Origin of the sequence: Bacteroides sp. AF29-11 (assembly GCF_003602895.1) — a bacterium.
Lineage (GTDB): Bacteria > Bacteroidota > Bacteroidia > Bacteroidales > Bacteroidaceae > Bacteroides > Bacteroides uniformis.
Map to the genome: position 1 here is coordinate 1 of NZ_QTLY01000022.1, position 4,671 is coordinate 4,671.

Consider the following 4,671-nt stretch of genomic DNA (forward strand, 5'->3'; position numbering starts at 1 on the left):
ATGATTGGGGCGATGTTCGTGGGGACACTGGTCAGTCTGTTCATCATCCCGTTGATATATTGGTTTATTTATAGAAAAGAAAGAGCATGAAGAAATTAAGTCTTATACTTTTGTTCAGTCTGGGAGCCCTTTCCGCTTTTGCCCAGCAGCGGATAACGCTCGATTTGCAGCAGACCATTGCCCTGGCGAATGACAGTTCGCTGGAAGCCTTCCGCACCAAGAACATGTATCTGGCCGGTTATTGGGAATACCGCACCTATAAGGCAAACCGCCTTCCCAGCCTGACGCTGAACATGACTCCGGCACAGTACAACCGCGATATCACCAAGCGTTACGACTCCGAACAGGACCTTGACATCTATCGCAGCCAGCAATCCTTCTATGCATACGGCAATCTTGCCGTCAGACAGAATTTCGACTTGACGGGCGGTACGTTCTATCTGGATACGGAGCTGGGCTATATGCGGAGCTTCGGTGGAAACAAGTATACCCAGTTCACCAGTGTTCCGGTTCGTTTGGGCTACTCGCAGAGTCTGGTCGGTTACAATCCTTTCCGTTGGGAACGCAGGATTGAGCCGCTGAAGTACGAAAAGGTGAAGAAGGAGTATATTTACAATGCAGAGCGAGTATCCGAGCAGGCCACTACCTATTTCTTTGCGCTTGCCATGGCACAGGCGGAATATGACTTGGCCAAGGACAATGCCGTCTCCACCGATACCCTCTACCGCATCGGTATGCAGCGCCTGAAGATAGCCGCCATCAGCCGTGCCGACCTGCTGACGCTGAAACTCGACGTGGTGAACGCCCGCAATACTTTGCAGAATGCCGCCAGTGCCTTGAAGCGCGCCATGTTTTCGTTGGCATCTTTCCTGAATATGGAGAAGAACACGGATATCAGGGTGTCGCTTCCGGGACGTCCGAGGGCGCTGACCATACCGGTTGATGAGGCTTTGCTGGCCGCTCAAGCCAACAATCCGGAATTTCTGGGGCTTCGTCAGGAAGTGCTGGAAGCCGAGCAGACAGTAGACAAGACGAAGAAGGAGTCGCGCTTCAACGCCAGCATCAACGCCAGCGTCGGCTTCAACCAGGTGGCGGAGAAATTCGGTGAAGCATACAGGCATCCCATGCAGCAGGAGATGGTGTCGGTCAGTGTCTCCATTCCACTGGTGGACTGGGGCGTGAGGAAAGGCAAATACAACATGGCGAGGAACAATCTGAACGTGGTGAAGACTTCTGCCAGGCAAAGTGAAATCAGCATTGAGGAGGAGGTTATCATGACCGTCAGCGACTTCAACGTCCAGCAAGCCCTCGTCGCCAGTGCCGAAGAGGCCCTCGACCTTGCCATCCTGGCGTATAACGAAACCCGCCAGCGCTTCATTATCGGCAAGGCAGACATCAACAGCCTGACCCTCTCGCTGAACCGCCAGCAGGAAGCGCAACGCAATTACATCTCCGCCTTGCAGGACTACTGGCTGAATTATTACAAGATACGGAAACTGACGTTGCACGACTTTGCCAGCGGATTTTCGCTGTCGGAAAAATTTGATTATAATAACTGATGAAACGAGTTTCTTCCTTCACCGTCATAGTGGCGTTTGTCTGCCTTGCTTTGGTAGGGGTGGCGTTGATACCGCTGCTCCCCGTCAAGCTGAATCCGTCACGCAGCCTGCCCGGCTTCACGGTGGGTTTCAGCATGCCTGGCACTTCGTCGCGGGTGGTGGAGATGGAAGTGACCAGCAAGCTGGAATCCATGCTGGCGCGTATCCGCGGAGTGAAGCGGCTGAACTCCACTTCGGGCAACGGCTACGGCAACATTACTGTGGAGCTGGACAAGCATGCCGATGTCGAGGCAGTCCGCTTCGAAGCTTCCACCATCATCCGGCAGACGTGGCCCCAATTGCCCGAAGGTGTCAGCTATCCCACCATTCACATGAAAGTGCCCGACGAGAACGCCTCACGCCCTTTCATGTCCTTCACACTGAATGCCCCTTCCACTCCGATATTGATTCAGCAGTATGCCGAGGAGCATATCAAGCCGCGGCTGGCAAATATTCCGGGTATCTATAAGGTGGAACTCAGCGGTGCCACGCCCATGGAGTGGAGACTGGAATATGACAGTGAACAGTTGCGCTTGCTGGGTGTGGCACTGTCGGACATCAGCGAGGCAGTACAGCGGCATTACCGGAAGGAATTTCTGGGTACGCACAATGTGGATACAGGTAACGGTAGCCGGGAATGGATACGCCTGGCACTGGTGCCGGAGAGCAACTCCCTTGGTTTTAATCCTGCTGCCATCACCGTGACGGCTACCGACGGGAAACTGCTCCGCTTGGACGAACTGGTGTCGGCTGTCCGTATGGAGGAGGAGCCGCAAAGCTATTACCGCATCAATGGGCTGAATTCCGTCTATCTATCCATTACTGCGGAAGAAACTGCCAACCAGTTGCAACTGAACCGTGCCGTGATGGACGAGATGGAAGCTGTTCGGCAGGTACTTCCTGTCGGATATGAAGTGCATACCAGCTATGATGCGACCGAGTACATACGGGAAGAACTGGACAAGATTTACTTCCGTACCGGTTTGACGGTACTCATCCTGCTTGTATTTGTATGGCTCATTACTCGTAAGTTGAAATATCTTTTTCTGATAGTTACCAGCCTGGCTGTAAATATAGCGGTGGCACTTATCTTCTACTACCTCTTCGGACTTGAGATGCAGCTTTATTCGCTGGCGGGTATCACTGTCTCGCTGAATCTGGTGATAGACAGCACCATTGTCATGACCGACCACATTCTGCATCGGCGTAATCTCAAGGCCTTCCTGTCGGTGTTGGCGGCAACCCTCACTACGATGGGTGCGCTTGTTATCATTTTCTTCCTTGACGAGAAGATACGGCTCAACCTGCAGGACTTTGCAGCGGTAGTGATCATCAATCTGGCTGTTTCCTTGATGGTGGCGTTGTTCTTTGTTCCGTCGATGATTGAGAAGATAGGACTGGTGAGGCGGATTACGGGGAAGAAGAGGCGTCTTGTCTTGCCGGGGCTGACGCAAACATTCAAAACAAGGTTGGGACGGATTTTCAGACGTTTCCCCGTTTATTTCTCCTGCTGCTATTCTGCTCTCATCCGTTTTCTGTGCCGTTGGCGCTGGGCTGTATGCCTGCTGTTACTGTTGGGTTTCGGTCTGCCCGTTTTTCTGTTGCCCGACAAACTGGAAGGAGGGGGAAAATGGGAAGCTGCTTACAATAAGGTATTCGGTTCGGATACCTATAAAGAGTCGGTGAAACCCATTGTGGACAAGGCGCTGGGCGGCAGCTTGCGGCTTTTCATACAGAAGGTGTACGAAGGCAGTTACTTCACCCGTAATGAGGAGGTGGTGCTCTATGCCAACGCCAACCTTCCCAATGGCAGCACCCTCGAGCAGATGAACACTTTGATGAAACGTATGGAGACCTACCTCAGCCGGTTCAAGGAAATCAGGCAGTTTCATACTTCCATCTACAGCCCCCGGCGTGCCAGTATGCAGATTTATTTCAAGAAGGAAGCCCGGAACAGCGGTTTTCCCTATACACTGAAAGCCAATATGATAAGCAAGGCACTGGAACTGGGAGGCGGCAGCTGGGGCATCTACGGATTGCAGGACCAGGGGTTCAGTAATGACGTCCGCGAGAGTGCCGGCTCCTACCGCATCAGGATGTACGGCTACAACTACGACGAACTCTATGAGTGGGCGGAGAAGCTGAAGGCCAAGCTGCTGACGCACCGGCGTATCAAGGAAGTGCTCATCAATTCGGAGTTCTCCTGGTGGAAGGATGACTATCAGGAATTCTACTTCAACCTGAACAAGGAGCGCATGGCGCAAGAGGGCATCGACGCGCAAGTGCTTTTCTCTGCGGTGCGCCCCATCTTTGGCAAGAATCTGGAGATTGGTTCGGTAGCGGCCGAGCAGGGGATGGAGAAAATCAAGCTCTCTTCCCGCCAGTCTGCCGAATATGACATCTGGGCGATGCAGTTCTTCCCCTATGGAGTAGGAAACGGCAAGCATTACAAGCTTTCCGAACTGACTACTGTGGAAAAGGGACAGATGCCGCAGGAGATTGCCAAAGAAAACCAGCAGTACCGCCTCTGCCTGCAATACGAATATATCGGCTCCAATGAGATGGGCAACAAGATACAGAAACGTGACCTGGAGGAGTTCAACAAACTGTTGCCGATGGGTTATACAGCCGAGTCGGACAGCAACAGTTGGTCATGGGGCGAGAAGGACAACCGCCAATACCTGCTTCTGCTGGTGGTGATAGCCATCATCTTCTTTACGACCAGCGTTCTGTTCAACTCCCTGAAGCAGCCGCTTGCCATCATCTTTGTGATTCCGGTTTCTTATATCGGGGTATTTCTTACTTTCTATTGGTTCCGGCTGAACTTCGACCAGGGCGGTTTTGCCTCGTTCGTCCTGCTGTGTGGCATCACGGTGAATGCCAGCATCTATGTCCTGAACGAGTACAACAGCATCCGACGTCGTTTCCCCCGTCTTTCCGCTCTTCGTGCCTACGTCAAGGCGTGGAATGCGAAGGTCGTTCCTATTTTCCTCACGGTAGTTTCTACCATTCTGGGATTTATCCCTTTCATGATAGGTGAGGACAAGGAGGCTTTCTGGTTTCCATTGGCGGC

General features: G+C 52.6%; 2 protein-coding genes. Both read left to right on the forward strand.

Annotated elements, in window-relative coordinates:
• The first annotated feature begins 86 nt into the window (after window positions 1–86).
• Window positions 87–1,559 (forward strand): TolC family protein, encoded by a 1,473-nt coding sequence (locus tag DWZ03_RS19740; protein ID WP_005823863.1) that lies wholly within the window; start codon window positions 87–89, stop codon window positions 1,557–1,559.
• The coding region (locus DWZ03_RS19745) for an efflux RND transporter permease subunit (protein WP_133303181.1) at window positions 1,559–4,671 on the forward strand (3,113 nt) is incomplete at its 3' end. The genes DWZ03_RS19740 and DWZ03_RS19745, both read left to right, overlap by 1 nt.